The sequence below is a fragment of the Chlorobiota bacterium genome (genome assembly GCA_016710285.1).
Taxonomy (GTDB): domain Bacteria; phylum Bacteroidota; class Ignavibacteria; order OLB7; family OLB7; genus OLB7.
This window is the reverse complement of sequence record JADJXR010000001.1, coordinates 1388313-1409018: the sequence shown is the minus strand read 5'-3', so window position 1 is coordinate 1409018 and position 20706 is coordinate 1388313. Positions and strand designations below refer to the sequence as shown.

The following is a 20706-nucleotide window of genomic DNA, read 5'->3' as shown; positions in this document are numbered from 1 at the left end:
GAACCGATACCGATGAACGCTTCCGCTACCTTCCGCCGATTGGTTGTTCTTGCTGCGCTGCTGGGACCCGTTGTTGCTGCGGCCCAAACGCCCCCGCCCCCTCCGGCTGGCGACCCTTCCGGTGGCGCGCCCGTTGGCGGTGCGCCAGGTGGCGGCGCGCCGATCTTCCGGTTTACCGGGACCAGCATGGCCAACGGCGAGTCGGCAAGCCGCCAGGGGACCGGCTCGGAAATTCCGCAGCGATATGCCCGTTGGGAGGTTACTCCAACAATCTCCTTGTTCGGCATTCCGTTCGACACCCACCTGATGCTTTCCACCGAGCAGGACCTGACCCGGCAAAACATCAACAGCCTAAACATGGGGTTCAGCCTAAGCGCGCAGCAGTTGCAGGAGCAGTTGAAGCAGCGGGTGTTTGAGCAAGTGGAAAGCCTGATGCAGAACGAAGATGTGGCCGAAGTGGAAGGGGCAATCAGCACAATCGAGGGGATGACCGACCCCGAGGCGTTGAAGGATTCGGTGAAGAAATTGGTTCCGGCCGAGGCGTACGATGCCTACGCGAAATACAAGCGGTTGGAAAGCCTTCAAGATTTAGATGGTGATGAAATCCTAAGCCGCAGCCGCGAGCTTGACGCGTTTGGCTTGATCTCCGGCGCGGAAAAATTCATGCTCAACTTCCCCACGCTTGGCGTTGGGGTGAACTACCCGGAATACACGCAGCTTTCGCTAAGTGGCGTTCCGGTGAACGGGGTGAATATTGAGTTCACGCCGGGGAAATTTTATCTGGCACTGACCGGCGGGAAGACGCAATCGGAGGTGATCTACGACACCGCAGGGCAAGCGCAGGAGGCATTCCACCGCGAGCTGTATGCCGGGCGGATTGGCTTTGGGCGGAAGACCGGGGCGCACTTTTATGCCACGGTCATGTATGCCGCCGACGACCCCAGCCCGCTGGTGGTGGATGAGTTCAACACGCTGACCCCGAAGTCGAACTACGTGGTGGGATTCGAGACCCGCGTCCCGCTGATCCCGAACTACTGGACCGTGGATGCCGAGGTGCTTGGCTCGATGCTTACCGGCGACCGCGAAGCAGCGCGGATTCAGAACAGCGACATCCCGACGTTCATCACCGAGTTGGTGGACCCCACCATCAGCAGCTTTGTTGATTATGCCTTGAAAGGGAACATGACGGTGGCAATCCCGGAGTCGGGAACCCGCCTGCAGGCCGAAGCGGTGCGGATTGGGCCGGGGTTCCAATCGCTTGGCGCGCCGAATTTGCGGACCGACCTGTTCCGCTACGAAGCGAAGGCCGAGCAAGGAATTTGGCGGCGACAGATCACCCTATCGGGGTCCTTCAAGCAGGAGACCGACAACTTGATTGAATGGAAATCGGCCACCACCACCATCACCGCCTACGGGCTTGGCTTGGGGCTGAACTTCCGGGGAATCCCCTACCTGCGGCTGAACTACAACCCCTACACCCAACGAAGCGAACTGAGCGACGACAGCTTGCGTGCCACCAGCTTTGGCGACAGCCAGCGGGTGGAGAACCGCACGGCGATGTGGAGCGCGAACGCGGGCTACAATTACACCGTGGCCGAAGTCTCCATGAACACCAACCTTTCCTACTCCCGCCAGGAAACCCGCACCCGGTTTGGCGACGGAGACAACACCGCCAACGGCGTGAATCTTAGCCAATCGTTCGGATTCTTGTTCCCGCTTAGCCTTAGTGCCAGCGTGGGGCTGAACGATCAAGAGTTGATTTTTGGCGGCGCGTCAACCATCACCAAAACAACAACGATGGAGTTCTCCGGCAGCTACACCCTGTTCGATGTGTGGCAAAGCACGCTTGGGGTTTCGCTTGCGGTGCAGAAGGAGACCGACGATAAAACGGGCTTCTATCTCTCCACCTCGTTCCCCGTCTGGGTGCTGGGAACGATGGAGATTCGCGCCGAGAAAAATATCTACAAATACACCGCCGACCCCTTTGCCCAACAAGACTACGACGAGATGATCTTCCGAGCCTCGCTGATCTCAAACTGGTAGATGACAAGGTGCTGCTTGCAGTGAAGCAGGGTAGCCGCCCCGACCTCTATCGGGGTAGCCGAAGGTCTTTAGCCTTCGGCGTCATCTTCGGTCACTGCGCCCCGACAGGCTCAGCCGTTCATTCCTCAATCTCCATCTCTTCTTCCGGCACGCGCTGGGTCCATTCATGCATCAAGGATGCGGCCCCTTCGGCATCACCTTCGCGGCGGAGCGCGGCAACGGTTCCCAGGACGGTTTGGCGCAATCGCGACTCGAACTCATCGCGGAGCGTCTCGAACAACTCATCATACAACGCCGGGAAGGGGACGCGCCCGGCGGCAATCCGCACCGCCCCAATGGCCGATTCGCGCGCGGCCACCAACCGCCCACGCCGCAACGACGACTCGGCCCGTTTCAGCATCCCCCACGCCTCCAGCAAATCAACGGTGACTTCTTCAAGGTTCAGTTCCGGCAGCTCCGGCCCGGTCACTACGGCATCGCGGCCAATGGCTTCGCGCAGGCGCATCACCGCAACGTTGGCGGTGACGCGCGCACGTTCGGGGTCCCCCTCGATCCCGCTGGCCAGCGCGTTGAACGTGAGTTTGTCAAGCGGCTTGCGGAGCATTCGGGCGGCCACCAGCAGCCCAAGCAACGCTTGGTTGCGCCCCCCCCGCAGCCGCGCTGGCTCCTTCTGTTCCGGCGGTTGCGTGGTGATGATATCAATCATGCTAATCGCCAATCGTGACCCCTGTTGGGTGGGCTTGCGTTGCTTCTGCCGCAGCCGTTCCATCTCCATTTCGCGCTTCTTCCATTCTTTCATTTCCTGCGTGGGAAGCCATTGGCCGTGGCAGTTCAGCAACGCTGCAATTGGCGCGGGGAGCTGCCGTTCGGCGCACCAATCCAGCAGCCGCCGCACCAACGTTGCCACCCCACGTTCGATTGGCGAAGGGATTGCCACGCCGCCGGCACGCTTGGCGTGGGAAAGCAATTCCAACGCGGGATAGAGTGCCCGGAATTGCAGCAAGCTGATCACCGGCTCATCAAGAAACAGTGCAAGCTCATCCCAGAATGTTGCGGGGCTGCCGGCCCCATCCCAGCAGATGTTGAACAGTTGGGAAAGGTCAGGATTGCTGTTTTGGGGGATTGCCGAAACCTGCGCTGCCGCCGCCGTTCGGTCCCCGCGCCGCGTGGCAAGCGCAAGCCCAATGGCCGGATCACCGTTGGCCGATTGGAAGCAGCGTTCGGCGGCGAAGTCGGCAAGCTCCGGGCGGTTGCAATACAGCGCGATCTGCATCAGGCTTTCGCCAACCATCTGCTGGCATCGGGCTTCGGTAAGCCATCCGGCATATTCTTTCTGCGTTGCTTCGGATAGAAGTTCGGTGGCGGTTTTTAGAAGTTGATCCGGCTCGGTTCCGGTCATCCCTTCGGCAATCAGCTGGTGCATTCGGGTGGCGTAGTAGGGGCCGAACAATCCGCGCTGGCGCAATGCCGGAAGCAGCCGCGCCGATTGTTGCAGCAACGCGTCGGAGCAGTTGGTGGCGTACAGGAAGGTCCCTTTCCGAACTTGCAAATCCAGATCGGTTGGGTTGAATTGCTCCAGCTTGGCAAGCAGTTGCTGGCGGCGGGCAAGTTCTTCCGGGTTGTTCATCAGCAGCAACGTGGACCGCATCAGCCGCACAAACACCGTGTGGCGGAATCCTTCTTGGAACGTTGCGTCGTTGGTCAGCCCAACAATCACTTCCTCCAATTCCCTCATCCGCCCAATGTTTTGGGTGTTGTGGGCGTGGACCGTCAGGTCCCCTAAGAATCGAACGTACTCATAACTCCCCCGCAACTCTGGATGCTGGGCAACCAGCAACTCCATCTGCTTGGCGAATTCCTCCTCCCCCCTTTGTGCATCCCCCACGGCGTGGCGGTACAAGTGATTGAGCGCCACCAACCGAAGCTGAAGCATCGGAAGCCGCCCGCCCGATTCGGCCAGTTGCAACAGCTGCTGCGCCATGCTGCGGTATTCTTCCGAAGTGGTGTTCCGGTTCCGAAGCTCCAAGCGGCGGGCAATCAGCAATCCTTGCTGCTCATCTTGGGTTTCCGGGGAGAGAAGTTTGGCCGAGGCCAACCGCACCAACGATTCCAGCGATTCAAGAATCTCCGAACTCCTTCCCCAGTCGGGCGTTCCATCAATGTGGCGCATGGATAGGTGCATCTGGTCGGCACAGGCAATCACTTCTGCGGCGGTGCATCCTTCCACCGTGTCGGCGGTGCGGAATTGGAGCAGTGGGAGGAAGGAGTAGATGGGAAGATTCAGCCCAATGGCCCGCACCAATCGGCCAATGGCTCCGGGCACGGTGGTGGCTCCGGTGCCGATAAATCCTTGGTGGAGCAGTGTGTGGGTGAAGGCTATCGGCAGCCCGTTGCTTTGCTGGCTGTTCAGGGCCGCCACCGGCGTTGTGGAATGCGCCAGCACCCCTTTGAAAATCAGGGCGTTGATTGCTTCGTGGGCGTTTGGCAGCATCTGCGCGGCGGCTTCTTCGGAGAAGACTTCGCCCAGTATTGCCAGCGTGCGAGCTTCCTCCATTTGCTGGGGGGAAAGATCCGCCATCATCCCCTGGACCACTCCGCCGGTGCTGAGTTCGGCCACTTGGCGGAAGGCCCCAAGGTTCACTTTCACCCCGCTGCTGGGGTCGTATCCTTCCTGCGTGATGCTTCCCCACCGGACCCCGGCGCGGACCGCTGCGCGAATTGCCAGCACGTTCCCCTGCGTTGCCGCCATCAAAATGCCAAGCGCCTGCGGAGGTGGCGGAGCCGAAAAAAGTGAACCCCACAACAGCGCAACGTGGCTGCCGGGCAATCCCTCCAACGTCAGTTCATCGGTCAGATACCCCTCGATAATGCCGCGCGCCGGAAGCTCAAGGGGGCGCGCGGCAACCAGCAGTGCCATTGGTTCATTGCCAAGCGACTCCACCAGCGTCGCGAACTCACGCAAGGTTCCCCCTTCCAGCAGGTGGATGTCCTCGATAATCAGCAGCGTCCGCCGCAGCGCGCACAGCCGCCGCAGGATGCCGATGCAGTTCGGGAGCGTTGGGGCAACAATCCGCGGAGCCAACGCGCTTGCCGTGGCCGAGCGTTCGATCCCCGCAGCAAGAAGCGGCCCCAGCGATACCGAGCCTTCCGGGCGCAACCGCAGGTGGACCACCGCACCTTCGGCGGCTTCCACTTGGGGGATAAGCTCTTCAATCAGGCGGCTTTTCCCAACGCCCGCTTCCCCCCGAATCAGCATTGCTTGCAGCTCCGTTCGGTCGCGGTCACGTTCGCGCCAGAAGCGGAGGATCGCCTCCGTTTCTTCGGCGCGCCCCGTGAACGGGAGCGTGCCGTGGTTCAAAAAATCAACAAATGATTCGTGCATTCTGGAATTGTTATCAGGGGGATACCGGTTCTGTTATCGGGCAGGGCTACATTGGTTGTGTGCTGCGCAATGGTCCGGTGATATGGCCCGGTGGCAATGATACCACGCAGCGTGCCATTGCAGCAATCAACGCCGCAACAACTGTGAGTACTTTCAGCAACGATCTTGACGTCCCGTTTGTTCCCACCCCGTTCGATGTGGTGATGGCGATGCTGAGCGTGGCGATGCTGAAGCCTGATGACCACGTCTGGGACCTGGGTTGCGGCGATGCCCGAATGGTGATTGCTGCGGCAATGAAGTACGGGGTGCGTGGCGTTGGTGTGGAGCTGGACCCCGAGCTTGCCGCACAAGCACGCAAGGAAGTGGAGTGGGCCGGCGTTGGCGATGCCGTGCGGATCATTGAAGCTGATGTCCTGACAGTGGATTTCAGCACGGCGACGGTGGTGATGCTGTTCATGCTGACATCCACCAACCTGCAGCTGCGCCCGAAGCTGCTGGCGATGCCGCCGGGAACCAGAATTATCAGCCACCGGTTTGCCATGGGAAACTGGACCCCAGAAGCCGCCTGGACGCTGGGGAACGCCCCAATCTACCGGTGGATTGTTCCCGAACATGGCCCAGAGTTACTGCGCCAACTTGATGGCCAACTTGATGAAGAATAACCAAGCAACAATGGACACCACCCCGGTATCGGGGGAATAGAACAACCGCCACACAATGGCAAACCAACAACAACAGGAGCCACGATGAACAAGCCAATCTTGACGACGCTAACGGTTGCGGCCGCGATTGCCGCAACGCCAGCCACTGCCACCACCGCACTGGTCCCAATCCCCATCACCAGCAACTGGGCGCAATCCACACTGTGGGGCGACCCCCATATCCAGAGAGGGATAAAAGCTCTGCAAAGCCGGTTCAACGCTTTCCTGAAAATCTACGAGGCGAAAGGGCTGGAAAAAGCGTTGAAGTCGCAGGAGCTGAAGCTGCTGGAAGAAGCAATGGCAGGCCTAAACGAACGGATTGCCGCGCTGGGCGATGGCTCGGTGAAGCCCTCCGATGAGATAATCCAAAAAGTCCGCCTGGACCTTCAGCAGATGATGGAGACGGTTGGGAAATCGCTGGGCGATCTGAAAATTTCCCCCAACCGGTCCGCTGCCGACGGAAGCGTCCGCACGCTAAAAATCAACATCCAACGGCTGATGGATTCCTACGCGAAATAAGCATTGCCATTTGGCAAGCCGCGCAAACAACAACGGAGCAAAGGGACTTTTCCCTTTGCTCCGTTTGCTATTGGCCTGTTGGCGTTTTCGGCGTGTGGTTACTTCGCCATTTCTGCGGCAATCTTCTCGGTGTAGCGAAGGTACTTGTTGGCAAGATTTTCCGCTTCGTTGGCGGTGGCGGCCTCGGCAATCACGCGGATGATCGGCTCGGTGTTCGAGCTGCGCAGGTGCACCCACGATTTCTCGAACTCCAGGCGCAACCCATCTTGCCCGTTCCATTTGGCCCCGTTGGCATGGTTCCGCAGCACCCGTTTTAAGATGTCCACGGCTTTCACGTTTGCCGGGCGTTCGGCGCGTTTCTTCACGATCTCATACCCTGGCAACGAGGCGCGCAACTGGCTAAGGGTTCCACCCCGTTGCAGCAGGTGGCTTAGCACGATAGCGATTCCCACCATCGCGTCGCGCCCGTAGTGGCTGGCAGGAAGGATCACCCCGCCCGAGCCTTCGCCGCCGATAATCGCGCCAACTTCCCGCATCTTCTTCGCCACGTTAATCTCCCCCACCGGCGTGCGCACCACCGCCGCGCCGTAGCGTGCGGCAACGTCCTCCACGGCGCGCGTTGTGGAAAGGTTAATCACCGCCGAAAGGTTGGAGATTGGGTCGCGCTGGCGTTCCCAGCCCAGCACAAAATCCACGACGGCGGCAATGGTGTATTCCTCCCCGATTGGGTTTCCGGTTTCATCAATCAGCACAAGGCGGTCGGCATCGGGGTCCACGGCAATGCCAAGATCGGCACCGTTGGCAACAACCGCTTCGGCAAGCGCGGTCAGGTTTTGGGGGAGCGGTTCGGGCGCGTGGGGGAATACCCCCGTGCCGTCGCAGAACAAGCGGACCACGCGGCAGCCGCAGGCCTCCAACATTGCCGGAACCACCCACGATCCGGCGGCGTTCACCGCATCCACCACCACCGTAAACGCCCGCTGGCGCAATCCCTCCAGGTTGACGAACGGAAGCGTCAGGACCGACTCAACATGGCGTTCTGCCGCGCCGGTAATGGCGTGGCGAGGGCCAACGGGGGTGCTGCTGTCGGGCTTGGTTGCGCCGCGGTCCACCACCGCAAAAAAATCGCGGCAGGCATCGGTGTCAAGGAAGGTTCCGTCGGCACCAAGGAACTTCAGCCCGTTCCACTCCGCCGGGTTGTGCGAGGCACTGATGGAAATCCCGCCGGTGGCGTTGGAGTGTTGGGCCACGAACTGAACCGTGGGGGTTGGCACAATTCCCAACGTCCAGACGGGGATGCCACGCGCCCGCAGGGTCCCAACCACAATCTCCTCAATCCACTCGCCACTTGGGCGGCCATCGCGGCCAACCACAATCGGGCCGCCGCCAAGATATTCGGAGAACGCCGCAGTGTAGTGGGCGATTGTGGGAGGGGTAAGGCCATCGCCAAGCGTGCCACGCAATCCAGAGATCGAACGAATAAGTGCCATGATGAAGAAGTGTCGGTTATGAACGTGTCGGAAATCATCAGCTGCTCCCGCGCCCCAACTCGGTCGGGGGGCATCCTCCCCTCCCTTCAGCCAATGTGTGCGAAGATACGGGGGAAGAAGAACGTTGAACGAAGGGGGATAAGGACAATGTGTAAAAGGGGAAGGGGCAACGGCTTCGCGGCATCTCGAAAAAGCCACCAGCACCGCCGGCATAGCTTGATTGGGGAGGTGGCAATGGCTACTTTAGAGAGGGGCATTCTATCAAGCAAATAGTGCTGGCACGCTTATCCAACGTGAGCTAAGCAACGGTGCGATTGCTGACGATAGTGCGCTAATATTCTCATGTAATAGAGATAGGGAACAAATGAACAGAACATTCAGAGCCGTGGGACTGCTCTTGCTGTTATCGGCAGTATCGCTACAGGCCGAATCAACCGCAGGTGTCCGCGTGGTGAACGTGCTGCGCCATGCCGCGAATCAAACCATAGATGTATATGTAGATGAAGAACCGGGAGCGCGGTTTGTGGGAGTGTCGTATTTATGGTACAGCAGTGAGATGGTTCTATCAGCGGGGACGCACCGTGTAGTGCTGACTGAGTCGGGTGTTGGTCGTTCAAAGCCGATAGGGAGTGTAGAGTTCAACATAGCCAGCGACAGCAGCTATACGGTGTATGTGTTAGGATCAAGGCCAGAAGTACGAGTAGTAAGCCGTGGAGTAGAGCGAGTTATCGGAAACGATAGCTTGATCGTACGGTGTGTACAAGTGACAGACATGACAGGGAAGTTTTATGTGACGGTACGCGATCCAACGAGTTTGTCGGGATCAGTGATAGAATTACCATCATTTGATAGTCAGAGCAAGACATGGGGAGACAGTATCGGGTATTGGAAGGAGAGACAGTTAGTAGCGGGTCGCATACGTGTATGGTTAGGTGGTGGTGGTTTGCCAGAAGACCGTCCATATACGGGTCATTACCGGGAAGGGAGCGTGGTGACGTTCGTGGTGGTGGGGGAGTACGGGAATGGAAGTGGGGACTTGGGAGTGTACTCGTTGGTAGAGAGCGACAGTGGCGGCGGGATGCTGCATCGCTTGCGGGAGAAGGGGGTGGGCGATGGAGCAGTGAGACCTGTCTCGCTGGCTGCGGATGTTTACACAACAGAATATACTGTGGATGGGGTGCTATTAGGATATGACCCCAGACGATACAGTGTAGTGCAGCGAGTAGAGGATTTCCTTGGCACGATTAACATCAAGATGGCTCGGCGACATCAAAGCAAACGGGACACCTTGATAGACGAGGGTATCTATGTCGGAACCGACACGCTAACAACGGCAATACTGGTGGGGACTGAAGGCACGGGGTACAGCGTGGTGTCGTTAGCCACGCCGTTGGTGTACGATCTGGGGGAAGCACGTTCGCGTCTGCGTGTGTTTCATGGTTCAAGCAGCGTTGGCCCAGTAGATGTGGTGTTCAAACTCAGCGATGGAAGCATCGAGCGGTTCAATGGAGTAAGCTACAAAGGGAGCAGCGAGTACCGGGAGTTGCTGTATGGGCCGGTGGTAGCGGAGTTATACCGAAGCGGAGAGCAGGTAGCATTTGCACGGAAGCGAGGGTACTTGCCAGTAGATTCCCAGATGACATTGATGGTAATCGGTGGCAGCGCGGACTCGTTAGGGATAGCATTGTTGGTGGATACGGACTCGAACTACCAAGCGGTGAAGCTCTGGCCGGAAGCTGGAGCGACGGGGGTGGATGGAGAGGAAGGGATAACCGGAGAATCGAAGGGATTGAATGTGATGGTGTATCCGAACCCATCAAGCAATGAAGCCCGTGTATCGTTCCGGCTTGAACAACGGAGCGCAGTTGGGGTGGAGATTTGTACGATGACCGGTACAGTCGTGATGATTTCTTCCCAGCAAGAGTATAACGCGGGAGACCATGAGATGGTACTATCCACCGGAGCATTACCGTCCTCGACGTATCTGGTACGATTGTCATCTCAAGGTCAGACCACAACGCGATTGCTGACAATAGTGCACTAATACGGATGCAAAGGAGAAGAGAACAAATGAACAAGCAGAGCAAAGATTCTCACAACGATCCTCAGAAAGATGGTCACTGGCAGAGTGTAGGAACTGGAGACACCGTTTGGTGTCTCCAGTTAGTGCTATCGTTACTGGGGGTACTGCTGTTGAGCAGCATCGAAGTGCATGGATCAACGAACCCGAACGTGCGGGTGGTAAACGTGCTGCGCGATGCTTCCGCAGCAATCGTTGATGTGTACATAGATGCAGAAGAGAGTGCACGGATCAAAGGATTGAAGTATTTGGAGTATTCGAGCGAGGAGTCTGTAGGAATTGGAGTTCACACGATTGTGGTGGTTGCAGCAGGCGGAAGTCGAGCAACGCCGATACGAACAGCCAGTATAGGATTATCAGCTGATAGCTCATACACAGTGTTTGTGCTGGGTTCAGGAGCCGAGATACGAGTATTCAGTCGGGAGACAGTACTGAGTATCGGGAATGATAGCTTGGTGGCACGCGCAGCACAGGTGACTTCAGCGGAAGATTCGATGTACATGAGCGTAGCAGCACCAGCGGGTGTGCCAGTTCGTGGTTTTGCATTGCCAGCATTTGATATGGGTCAAGGGAGGTGGGGAGATAGTATAGGAATATGGGGAGAGCTACGGCTACTTGCGGGAAAGATGTTGATCCACGTACAAGCCAAAGCGATGAATGAGGTACGGCAATACAGTGGAAGTTACCGGGAAGGGAGCGTGGTGACGTTTTTTGTAATAGGTGAGTATGGAGGTGGAAGTGGGGACTTGGGAGTGTACTCGTTGGTAGAGAGCGACAGTGGTGGCGGGATGCTGCATCGCTTGCGGGAGAAGGGAGTGGGCGATGGAGCAGTGCGAGCAGTGATTGTTGCAAGCGATCTGTATCGCTCCCGAGTGACAATTGCCGGAGCTCCAGCTTCAGGAGGGAGTAATGTACGTTATAATTTTAATCAGCGCCTTGATGATCATCTGGGCAGTTTCAACGCCAAGTATATGCGCAACAGGGTTGTCGGCAATAGCGAAGAATACGACACGCTGATAGACGAGGATCTATACGTGGGAGCCGACACGCTAACAACGGCAATACTGGTGGGGACTGAAGGCACGGGGTACAGCGTGGTGTCGTTAGCAACGCCGTTGGTGTACCAAGTCAGCGAAGCACGTTCGCGTCTGCGTGTGTTTCATGGTTCAAGCAGCGTTGGCCCAGTAGATGTGGTGTTCAAACTCAGCGATGGGAGCATCGAGCGGTTCAATGAAGTAAGCTACAAAGGGAGCAGCGAGTACCGGGAGTTGCTGTATGGGCCGGTGGTAGCGGAGTTATACCGAAGTGGAGAGCAAGTAGCATTTGCACGGAAGCGAGGGTACTTGCCAGTAGATTCCCAGATGACATTGATGGTAATCGGTGGCAGCGCGGACTCATTAGGGATAGCATTGTTGGTGGATACGGACTCGAACTACCAAGCGGTGAATCTCTGGCCGGAAGCTGGAGCGACGGGGGTGGGTGGGGAGGAAGGGATAACCGGAGAATCGAAGGGATTGAATGTGATGGTGTATCCGAATCCATCGCACGATAACGTTCAGGTGTCGTTCTGGCTTGAGCAACGGTTGCCAGTACAGGTGGAAGTCTGTACGATGACCGGGATCGTGAAGATGAGTGGCCGACCGCAAGAGTATGAGCAAGGGAACAATGAGATTACGCTGCCGATTGGAGCCTTGCCAGCTGGACCATATTTGGTTCGCTTGTCCACTGGGAACCAAGCAACGGTGCGATTGGTGACGATAGTGCGCTAATATTCTCATGCAAAGGAGAAGAGAACGAACGCCCCCTACTTGGGGGCTTCGTTTATTCCATCCGTCTCCCCATCCCAAAATTTTTGGCGCACGCCCAACCATTGAACCCTTCTTTTTTTAACGCTACTTCTGTGGACCGTATTCAGCCTTCACCGGCGGTTCGTATCGGCCGCTCGCCAGCGATTCTGGAGTTGGGCGATGAGCGATTGTCATCGCTTGCCAAGCCATCCATGAAGGTGGTCATCGCCTTCACCGATGCAACCCGCAGCTCCCCCGACCGATTGCTGGTGGGGCATCTGCTGCGGCAGCTATCCGCCGCCGGGGTTCCGCTTGGGAACATCACCCTTCTGTGCGCAACCGGACTTCACCGCCCCATGACCAGCCGCGAGGCCGTTGAAAAATTGGGGGAGGAGATCGCCCAAACCGTTCGGATCATCAACCACACCGCAACCGAAAAAGAAAGCCTTGCCGAGCTTGGAACGATTGATGGAGTTCCGGTGACGGTGAACAACCTTTGCCTGCAAGCCGATCTGCTGCTGGCAACCGGCGTGGTGGAGCCGCACCAGTACGCCGGCTACAGTGGCGGCGCAAAAACCGTGGCGATTGGCTGCGGCGGCGAACCGACCATCCAAGCAACCCACGGCGTGGCGATGCTCGACAGCGAAGGGGTGCGGCTGGGGAAGATTGAGGCGAATCCATTCCAAGAATTTGTTCGCCGGGCCGGGGAGCGGATCGGCTTGCGGTATGTGGCCAACGCGCTGCTGGATCACGAAGGGGCGATTGTTGCCTGCGCCGCCGGCCCACCAACCCGGGTGCATGATTATCTGGTCCGCATGGGCCGCGCACTGTTCCAGGTCCCGGTGGATTTCCCGGTTCATGCGGCCATTGCTGGCGTGGCATCGGCCAAGTCGCGGAACCTGTACCAAGCCAGCCGCGCCGCCACCTACCTTGCCTTATGCGACGCAACCCCGCTCCTCCCCGGCGCGCCGATTGTGCTTCCGGCCGCAATCCCCGAAGGGGCGGGGGAGGGGATTGGCGAGCAAAGATTTTATGAACTGTTGGCCGCTGCGGAATCCCCGCAGCAACTGGTGGAACAGATGCGCCGGAATGGCTTCCCCGCCGGGGCGCAGCGGGCGTACATTCTTGCAAAAACATTGGCGCGGAATCCGGTGATTGTGGTTGGCGCGGCAACCCCCGCCATCGTTCGCGATTGCAAGATGACCAACGCCCGAACCATGCAGGAAGGGCTGCAACTGGCAACCGAGCTGGCCCACGCCCGCTTCCCCGGCGAACAGCTACGCCTGCTGGACCTTCCGAACGCCCTGGCAATGCTGCCACGGCTAAGCATCACGGGGTAGCGGCCCCGATGAGTCGGGATTGATAACAGGTCTTTAGCCTGCCGAGCAGTGATGCCGTCCCACAAAAACTCCCGAAGCGTCCCCCTTCTTCGCCCTGAAGGGGCAGACTATCATAGCCCAGGGCAACGCCCTGGGAATCGGGGAATCGTCCCCCGGACATCCACACCACCACAAAAAAACATTCCACCGCCCTGAAGGGGCAGCCCATTCATCCATCACCCCTGCACCGATCGTACCCATTGGAAATCCAGACCCTCAAAAAACATCTAACCAGATGGAGGTCGCCCCTTCAGGGCTGGTGTTGCGTGGGGTTTGTTCTTTTCCCAGGGCGGTGCCCTGGGCTGGCATGGGTCGCCCTTTCAGGGCTGGTGTTGCGTGGGGTTTCGGCCTGATGACACCGAAGGCTAAAGACCTTCGGCTACCCCGACGGAGGTCGGGGCGGCTACCCTTTCCTGTGGGTTGCATTGGCGATGTTTGGGAAGGGGGGGCACGGAGAGGGGGTTGGGGTTCAGTAGGGGCGGTGATGCCGTCCCACAAAAACTCCCGAAGCGTCCCCCTTTTTCGCCCTGAAGGGGCAGACTATCATAGCCCAGGGCAACGCCCTGGGAATCGGGGGATCGTCCCCGAACATCCACACCACCACAAAAAAACATTCCACCGCCCTGAAGGGGCAGCCCATTCATCCATCACCCCTGCACCGATCGTACCCATTGGAAATCCAGACCCTCAAAAAACATCTAACCAGATGGAGGTCGCCCCTTCAGGGCTGGTGTTGCGTGGGGGGTGGTTCTTTTCCCAGGGCGATGCCCTGGGCTGGCATGGGTCGCCCCTTCAGGGCTGGTGTTGCGTGGGGTTTCGGCCTGATGGCGCCGAAGGCTAAAGACCTTTTATCAATCCCGACGACGGTCGGGACGGCTACCCCGACGGAGGTCGGGGCGGCTACCCTTTCCTGTCGGTTGCATTGGCGATGTTTGGGAGGGGAGTCACGGAGAGGGGTGAGGTCGGGTAGCGGCAGGTCTTTAGCCTGCCGAGTGAAGATGACCGAAGATGACGCCGAAGGCTAAAGACCTTTTATCAATCCCGACGACGGTCGGGACGGCTACCCTGACGGAGGTCGGGGCGGCCACCCTTTCCTGTGGGTTGCATTGGCGATGTTTGGGAGGGGAGTCACGGAGAGGGGTGAGGTCGGGTAGCGGCAGGTCTTTAGCCTGCCGAGTGAAGATGACCGAAGATGGCGCCGAAGGCTAAAGACCTTTTACCAACCCCGACGGAGGTCGGCCCCAATTCAGTCGGGGCGGCTACCATCTTCACCCTTGCTCAAGCAGCAATTCTGCGGCTTCTTGGATGGTTGCTCCGAAGCTGATTAACCCTTCTTCATGTCCCGCCATTGCTGCGATGCGTGTTGCGCCAAGGTTCTCCGTGCGGAACAGCCGTTGGAACTCCAACGCCATCTGCGGCGTGCCGTAGGGGACCGAAGCGTCGGTGGTGGGGATGGTGTGGAGAAGTCTCGCCCAGCGCGTGCGGCAGTGTGCGTGGACCACGGCTTGGATGGAGGGATCGCATCGGTAAATGGCCGCATGGGTCATCGCTTCCGATGATGCTTGCACCGGACCGCTGCAGGCCAAAACATTGCCGGGGATATCAACCTGCGTAACAATGGAGAGATGCTCCGGGCCAATCTCCCGAATCGCCCCGGTCTGCGTTCCGGTGATGATAAATTCCTTCCCCCAACGGATGCTCAGGTTGCCGTAGCCAATGCCGTCGGGATACGCGCCAATCAACCCGGCATCGAACAGTTTTGTGCGCCAGTGGATCAGCCCGGCCACAAGCTCCGGCGCAACCGGGGCGGCCAGCGTCCATTGGGCGCGGTACTTGATATATCCTTCGTCCGGCGCGGCGTTGCTGCTCATCGGCGGTTCCTTCTTGGGTGGAGTTTCATGGCTTGGAAAGCAGGGCCTCGATTCCGGCACGGCTGGCTTGGCAGATTCCCCGCTCGGTAATCAGCCCCGTCACCAATCGCGCCGGGGTGATGTCGAATCCGTAGTTGGCTGCGGGGGTTCCATCGGGGGCAATCTGGACCCGGGCAATCTTCCCCGCTGCGGCTTCCTCCACTGCATCGTTCACCACCCCTTCCATCATCAGCACTTCGTCGGCAGAGCGTTCTTCAATCGGGATTTCCCGCAGCCCGTCGGCAACGGCAAGGTCAAGCGTTGAGGTGGGGAGCGCGACGTAGAATGGCACGCCGTTATCCCGGGCGGCAAGGGCTTTCAGGTAGGTTCCGATTTTGTTGCAGACATCGCCATCCCGCGTGGTGCGGTCGCTTCCAACAATCACCATATCCACCATTCCATGCTGCATCAGGTGGCCGCCGGCGTTGTCAACAATCAGGGTGTGGGGGATTCCGGCGCTGCCAAGCTCCCACGCGGTCAGGCGCGCGCCCTGGTTGCGGGGGCGGGTTTCATCAACCCAAACGTGCAGGGGGATTCCGGCTTGGTGGGCAAGGTAGATTGGCGCGGTTGCGGTCCCCCACGCCACGCACGCAAGCCGCCCCGCGTTGCAGTGGGTTAGGATGTTGACCGGGCGGCCATTGTTCGCGTTGGCAATGGCGGCAATCAGTGGCAATCCGTGGTGGCCAATGGCGTGGCAGGTTGCGGCATCTTCCATCGCCATGTGGTCCGCAGTGGCCCAGGCCGTAGCAATTTTTTCCTTGATCCCTTGGATCTGCGCAATCCGCTCCATCACGCGGTTGACCCCCCATTCCAGATTAACCGCCGTTGGCCGCGCCCTGCCGATTGCCGCAGCGCGCTGGGCCACGTAGTCGGCAAAGTGTTGCTCGGTGCGCGGGGCTTCTTGGGCAGCAAGGGCAACGCCGTAGGCCCCGGTTACGCCAATCAGCGGCGCGCCCCGAACAATCATTTCTTGGATTGCCACCGCTGCATCGTGCGAGCTTCGCAGGTCGTGAATCGCCCGTTGGAACGGAAGCAACCGCTGGTCAATCACCTGCACGATTGAAGGATCGCCCGGCTGCCGCTGAATCGAATATGAACTCCATCTATCCATTTCCATACGCTGGCAAAGGTAATGCCGAAACGGGGTTGGCTAACCACGCACCGGGGAATCTGTTTCGGCGATGAAGTTCTTGATTGCCGTTGCCACCGCTTCCGGTTCTTCTTCTTGCGGGAAGTGCCCGACGTTTGCCAATCGCACAGCCCGGCTGTTGGGGAATCCGGCGGAAAATTTCTCCAGATACTTGGGTCCCACAAAGCGGTCGTTCATCCCCCAAATAAGGAGCGTAGGAAGCTGCGCAACGCTGGCGCGGCGTTCCCATAATTGCTGGAACCACTCTTGATCGTTCAGCAAGGACCGCGCAAAGGCCAGCGTCCCTTCCCGCTCCGCAGCGTTGGCAAACGGCGCGGTGAAATGGCGGTGGATTGGGGGGCGAAGTTTGGAGCGGTCCGCAAACGATTGCCGCAGAAGAAATCGCGGGGAGAAGTTCAGCCGCCGGTAAAGAAACGGCAGGAGCGGGCTGCGCAAAACCTTGCTGAACCGCTGATACTCAGGGTCCTGGGCACTGCTCCAAAGCCACGTGTTCATCAGCACCAGCCGCCGCAGCAGCGCGGGGTGGTCCAGCGCCCAGGCCATTGCGATTGGGCCGCCAAAATCGTGCATCACAAGGGTGATGTTCCGCAGCTGCAGATGCTGCACAAACTGGGCAAGGATTGCGGCGTGGTTGGGGGTGGAATAGTTGTGGTTGGCGGGTTTGTCCGATAATCCAAAACCGATGTGGTCCAACGCCACGCAGCGATAATCGGGCGATAGCCGCTTGATGACGTTGCGAAAATCGAACGACCAGGAAGGGGTTCCGTGGACGAACAGCAAGGTTTCTGCGTTGCTGTTGTTGGCGGGTTCATCAATGTAATGAAGCTGCCGTCCGGCAATGGTCAGATACCGCGATTGGAAGGGATATTCTTTCCGGTCTAACCATGATGGCTGTTGGTTCATTGCTGCTTGGTGTTGGTGATTGCTTCGTTCCCTCACGAAGCAAACCTACGGACCCCGCCGCGCCCGATTCTTGGTGTACACCAACATCCCCGCTGCCTAGACCTTCACCGCGTTGAACAGCTTGCTGAAATTGGTGGGATTGATGTTCAGATAGGAAGCCAGATACTTGTGGGGAACAAGCTCCAGAAGGTGGGGGCTGCGCCGTGCGAAGGCAAGGAACCGTTCCTCGATGCTGAGCGATTGCAGCTCGAAGTGGCGATGAATCATCCCGGCCAGCACCGCTTCGGTGATTTTTCTGAACAGCCGTTCAATGGCGTGGGAGCGGTCGAACAGATCGTTCAGCGCGGCGAAGGGAAGGGAAAGCACCTCCGTGTCGGTAAGGGCTTGCAGGGTGAACCGCGACGGAGTTTGGGTAAGGAAAGAATCGGGAATGCCGCTAAGCCCCGGGGGATAGGTGAAGGCCATCACGTGCAGCCGGTCCCCATGCTCGGCAAACGACATCTGAACCCCGCTAAGCACCAGCAACAAATCCCGCTGAACCTGGCCCTCGGCCGTGATAACGTGGCCACGCTGATACCGCCGCGTTGCGCAGGCGGCAATCAACTGTTGATAGTCCTGCTGGGTAATGGGGTGGAACTGTTGGAAGAACGCTTGGTAATCCACAATGCTGCGGTGTTGTTCGTGCTGTTGTTGTTGTGCTTCCTCACCTTCAACAAAATATCCGCCCAGATGGAGGTCGCCCCTTCAGGGCTGGTGTTGCCGGGTCATGGTTCTTTTCCCAGGGCGGTGCTGGGCTGGCATGGGTCGCCCTTTCAGGGCTGGTGTTGCACGGGGTCGGTTTTGTTCCCAGGGCGGTGCCCTGGGCTGGCATGGGTCGCCCCTTCAGGGCTGGTGTTGCACGGGGTTTCGGCCTGATGGTGCCGAAGGCTAAAGACCTTTTAGTAACCCCGATGGAGGTCGGGGCGGCATCGCCCCGTTTCCGCTGCGCCTCTATTTCTACTCGAAATAAAGTAGTTTGCGAAAAAGGGATGATGGGGTTACGTTAGGGAAAAGATAGTAGTCATTGAATAGATAGAGGGAAGAGATGATAGAACTTACGGAGGAATTACGGACACAACTGCGGAAATTGCAGCGAATGGAGAAAGAGAAGCGTCGGTATGTGAAGATCACGACGCTGCTGATGCTTGACGGGGGATTTAGCGTTGGCGAGACGGCCTTTGCGTTGGGTGTTGATAATTCGACGATATATCGGTATGCCGAAGGGTATCGAGCATCAAAGAGCTTTGAGGATTACATAGAAGACAAGTATGTGTGCTATGGTGGGAAGCTGAGCGGTGAACAGGCATCAGCTGTATCGAAGGAACTGGAGGGACATCTGCATCATACATCGAAGGAGGTAGTGGAGTTGGTGTGCGAGCGTTATGGTGTGCGATATACGGAGAGCGGGATGGTAGCATTGCTGAAGCGTCTGGGCTTTGTGTACAAGAAGACGAGTCTGGTGTATCGAAGGGGAATCGAGCGGAGCAGGAGGAATTTCTTGAACGTCTGGCGGGATTGCTTGCTGATAGGGGTGAAGGCGAGGAAGGTGGGGTAGTGTATTTCAGTGATGCGGTGCATCCTCAGCACAACACACGGAGCAGTTACGGGTGGATCAAGTCGGGGAGTCGGTATGAAGTGCGATCGAACACGGGTCGGGAACGTGTGAACATCAACGCGGCATTGAACGCGCATGATGTGGGAGATGTGGAGGTGGTGGAAAGCGAGCGGGTGGATAGTGAATCAACGATTGAGTTGTATGCAGCCTTAGAGCGGAAGCATCCGAGTGGAAGGATCAGAGTGATTTGCGACAACGCGAGATACTATCGGAGTCGTCGTTTGCGGGAGTGGTTATCATCATCGCGAATAGAGCAGGTATTTTTGCCGAGTTACTCACCGAATTTGAATTTAATTGAGCGATTATGGAAATACATGAGGAAGAAGGTAATAGACAGGAGGTATTATGAAACGAAGGATGAATTTCGTGGAGCTATCCGAAGATTTTTCAACGATATTGAGGAGTACCGCCCAGAGTTAGAGAGACTTCTAACCCTGAATTTCCACGTGCTCTGATTTTCGCAAACCTCTTTGCAGTGAGTATCTCCCACTTCTCCGTTCCTGGGTGGAATGTTTGCCAGGCGTGCCAGTACAGTTGGCTGGCCGCAACGGGTGGAAGTTTTTGGCCCGCATACGTCCCTTCCACACACTCTCCATTCCAATTCCAGATGGAGTTGGTTTGCGTGTCGGTTAGGCGCGTGCGGGTGGAGTCAAGGGCGAAGGTGAGTTGCTGGCCGTTCAGGGTCCGCTGCCAGGCGGTGAAGGAGACCGAGTCGGGCGCGGCGACAATCGCCACCGGCTGGGCTCCCACAAGATCGTTCACCACGCGGGCGGCAACGACCCCCTGCCACAGATATGCCTTCGATGCGTTCCCCACGGCAATGCCCACCACCCAGCTGTTCGGCTGCCACCCTTCTTTCTTCGGTTGGAACCGGTCGTAGCCCTCGGTTTGTTGATATCCTTCGCGGCTGTATTCGGCTCCGTCGGGTTGCGCAATCAAGCTGTTGGGATGTTGCTCCAACCAGAGCTTCAGGGTCATCTGCTCCGATGGAACGATTGGCAGCCGCTTCCCTTTCATCGGCCCGGTGGCGGCTTCCCCGGTTGCTTGATACCACCAGCTTCCGGTGGCTTCATCTTCAAACACCGCGTTGTAGTGGTTGGCACCAACCAAGCGGAACGTCAGCGGCTGCTGGTCCACCACTGGCTGATACACCGCTCCGGTGCGGCACATGCTGCAGTACGTTGCCCACAGCTTCAACGCGCCAATCGAGTCGCTAACGCGGTGGTGGTAGGCAAGGTAGTTTAGGGGATAGGCTTTGGCAACGCCGTTGTGTTCAATGCCAATCACCACTGTCTCCAGCGGGACGCGGTTGTCGGCGGGGGCGGCCATCCGAAGCGAGGAAGGCTCGCGGAAAATATTGGCTGCCGATGCCGCAATGGTGGTGAAGTAGAACACCACAAAGCAGAACACGGAAAACATCACAATGCTGATGCGGCGCAGGATGGTCCCGGTGATGAACCCTTTCACAATCGGTCCAATCACCAGCAGCAGCCCGATGATTTGCAGCGGCGTGCTCCACCCGTTAAGCAGGTACGCCATCTCGATAGAGTCCAGCTCCTGGCTGCCAGGGAACGGCATCAGCAAGTAGGTTTTTACTATTCCCGGCGCCAGCAAAAGGAGAATGCCAACAAGGAACATCGGCATGTAGTATCGCTCCAGCGGGAAGGAACGCGATGATGAGGTTGCGGCCATAAGGTTGTTTAATGAT

Annotated in this window: 15 protein-coding genes; 8 read left to right on the top strand and 7 right to left on the bottom strand. The window is 58.2% G+C overall.

What is annotated here, in order from left to right:
* Window positions 1-12 precede the first annotated feature (12 nt).
* Entirely contained in the window at window positions 13-2043 is a 2031-nt protein-coding gene (locus tag IPM61_04930; GenBank protein MBK8910655.1) for a hypothetical protein, read from the top strand.
* 118 nt (window positions 2044-2161) lie between these two features.
* Here the strand turns inward: IPM61_04930 and IPM61_04925 are convergent, their stop codons facing one another.
* Window positions 2162-5425 (bottom strand): AAA family ATPase, encoded by a 3264-nt coding sequence (locus IPM61_04925; GenBank protein ID MBK8910654.1) that lies wholly within the window; start codon window positions 5423-5425, stop codon window positions 2162-2164.
* 143 nt (window positions 5426-5568) lie between these two features.
* On the opposite strand from IPM61_04925, the gene IPM61_04920 reads away from it, so the two are divergent.
* Both IPM61_04920 and IPM61_04915 read left to right on the top strand, forming a co-directional pair.
* Window positions 5569-6087 carry a class I SAM-dependent methyltransferase gene (locus tag IPM61_04920; protein ID MBK8910653.1) on the top strand — a complete coding sequence of 173 codons (519 nt, stop codon included), beginning with the start codon at window positions 5569-5571 and terminating at the stop codon, window positions 6085-6087.
* Between the two features lie 84 nt (window positions 6088-6171).
* Window positions 6172-6645, top strand: coding sequence for a hypothetical protein (locus IPM61_04915; protein ID MBK8910652.1), 474 nt, complete (start codon window positions 6172-6174; stop codon window positions 6643-6645).
* Window positions 6646-6743: 98 nt separating this feature from the next.
* Here IPM61_04915 and glmM read toward each other — a convergent pair whose 3' ends face one another.
* Window positions 6744-8135: a phosphoglucosamine mutase gene (glmM, locus tag IPM61_04910; protein MBK8910651.1), complete on the bottom strand. Its 1392-nt coding sequence runs from the start codon at window positions 8133-8135 to the stop codon at window positions 6744-6746.
* Window positions 8136-9078: 943 nt separating this feature from the next.
* Here glmM and IPM61_04905 point away from each other — a divergent pair.
* The 3 genes from IPM61_04905 (at window position 9079) to IPM61_04895 (ending at window position 13342) form a co-directional block, all read left to right on the top strand.
* Window positions 9079-10179, top strand: a complete 1101-nt coding sequence (locus IPM61_04905; GenBank protein MBK8910650.1) for a T9SS type A sorting domain-containing protein — start codon at window positions 9079-9081, stop codon at window positions 10177-10179.
* 149 nt (window positions 10180-10328) lie between these two features.
* The gene (locus IPM61_04900; GenBank protein ID MBK8910649.1) at window positions 10329-11984 is read left to right on the top strand and encodes a T9SS type A sorting domain-containing protein; all 1656 of its coding nucleotides are present in this window, start codon (window positions 10329-10331) and stop codon (window positions 11982-11984) included.
* A 230-nt stretch (window positions 11985-12214) separates the two neighbouring features.
* Window positions 12215-13342: a DUF2088 domain-containing protein gene (locus IPM61_04895; protein MBK8910648.1), complete on the top strand. Its 1128-nt coding sequence runs from the start codon at window positions 12215-12217 to the stop codon at window positions 13340-13342.
* 1307 nt (window positions 13343-14649) lie between these two features.
* Here IPM61_04895 and IPM61_04890 read toward each other — a convergent pair.
* From IPM61_04890 to IPM61_04875, 4 genes are all read right to left on the bottom strand, one after another.
* A complete protein-coding gene (locus tag IPM61_04890; protein MBK8910647.1) occupies window positions 14650-15252 on the bottom strand; it encodes a class II aldolase/adducin family protein in 603 nt (200 codons plus the stop codon).
* Between the two features lie 25 nt (window positions 15253-15277).
* Window positions 15278-16408, bottom strand: a complete 1131-nt coding sequence (gene mtnA / locus IPM61_04885; GenBank protein MBK8910646.1) for an S-methyl-5-thioribose-1-phosphate isomerase — start codon at window positions 16406-16408, stop codon at window positions 15278-15280.
* A 33-nt stretch (window positions 16409-16441) separates the two neighbouring features.
* Window positions 16442-17344 (bottom strand): alpha/beta fold hydrolase, encoded by a 903-nt coding sequence (locus IPM61_04880; protein ID MBK8910645.1) that lies wholly within the window; start codon window positions 17342-17344, stop codon window positions 16442-16444.
* Window positions 17345-17440: 96 nt separating this feature from the next.
* The gene (locus tag IPM61_04875; GenBank protein ID MBK8910644.1) at window positions 17441-18007 is read right to left on the bottom strand and encodes a Crp/Fnr family transcriptional regulator; all 567 of its coding nucleotides are present in this window, start codon (window positions 18005-18007) and stop codon (window positions 17441-17443) included.
* Between the two features lie 421 nt (window positions 18008-18428).
* Between IPM61_04875 and IPM61_04870 the strand changes: the two genes are divergently transcribed.
* Window positions 18429-18938 (top strand): winged helix-turn-helix domain-containing protein, encoded by a 510-nt coding sequence (locus IPM61_04870; GenBank protein MBK8910643.1) that lies wholly within the window; start codon window positions 18429-18431, stop codon window positions 18936-18938.
* Window positions 18939-19045: 107 nt separating this feature from the next.
* The gene (locus IPM61_04865; protein ID MBK8910642.1) at window positions 19046-19453 is read left to right on the top strand and encodes an IS630 family transposase; all 408 of its coding nucleotides are present in this window, start codon (window positions 19046-19048) and stop codon (window positions 19451-19453) included.
* On the opposite strand, the gene IPM61_04860 is transcribed toward IPM61_04865, so the two are convergent.
* Window positions 19386-20690: a DUF3179 domain-containing protein gene (locus tag IPM61_04860; protein ID MBK8910641.1), complete on the bottom strand. Its 1305-nt coding sequence runs from the start codon at window positions 20688-20690 to the stop codon at window positions 19386-19388. The genes IPM61_04865 and IPM61_04860 overlap by 68 nt on opposite strands.
* Window positions 20691-20706 lie beyond the last annotated feature (16 nt).

What these genes read in the sequence shown, in the direction of transcription:
- IPM61_04870 (MBK8910643.1), top strand. Translation starts at nt 18,429, where the DNA reads ATGATAGAACTTACGGAGGAATTACGGACACAACTGCGGAAATTGCAG.
- IPM61_04895 (MBK8910648.1), top strand. Translation starts at nt 12,215, where the DNA reads ATGAAGGTGGTCATCGCCTTCACCGATGCAACCCGCAGCTCCCCCGAC.
- mtnA (MBK8910646.1), bottom strand. Translation starts at nt 16,408, where the DNA reads ATGGAAATGGATAGATGGAGTTCATATTCGATTCAGCGGCAGCCGGGC.
- IPM61_04915 (MBK8910652.1), top strand. Translation starts at nt 6,172, where the DNA reads ATGAACAAGCCAATCTTGACGACGCTAACGGTTGCGGCCGCGATTGCC.
- IPM61_04930 (MBK8910655.1), top strand. Translation starts at nt 13, where the DNA reads ATGAACGCTTCCGCTACCTTCCGCCGATTGGTTGTTCTTGCTGCGCTG.
- glmM (MBK8910651.1), bottom strand. Translation starts at nt 8,135, where the DNA reads ATGGCACTTATTCGTTCGATCTCTGGATTGCGTGGCACGCTTGGCGAT.
- IPM61_04890 (MBK8910647.1), bottom strand. Translation starts at nt 15,252, where the DNA reads ATGAGCAGCAACGCCGCGCCGGACGAAGGATATATCAAGTACCGCGCC.
- IPM61_04880 (MBK8910645.1), bottom strand. Translation starts at nt 17,344, where the DNA reads ATGAACCAACAGCCATCATGGTTAGACCGGAAAGAATATCCCTTCCAA.
- IPM61_04925 (MBK8910654.1), bottom strand. Translation starts at nt 5,425, where the DNA reads ATGCACGAATCATTTGTTGATTTTTTGAACCACGGCACGCTCCCGTTC.
- IPM61_04860 (MBK8910641.1), bottom strand. Translation starts at nt 20,690, where the DNA reads ATGGCCGCAACCTCATCATCGCGTTCCTTCCCGCTGGAGCGATACTAC.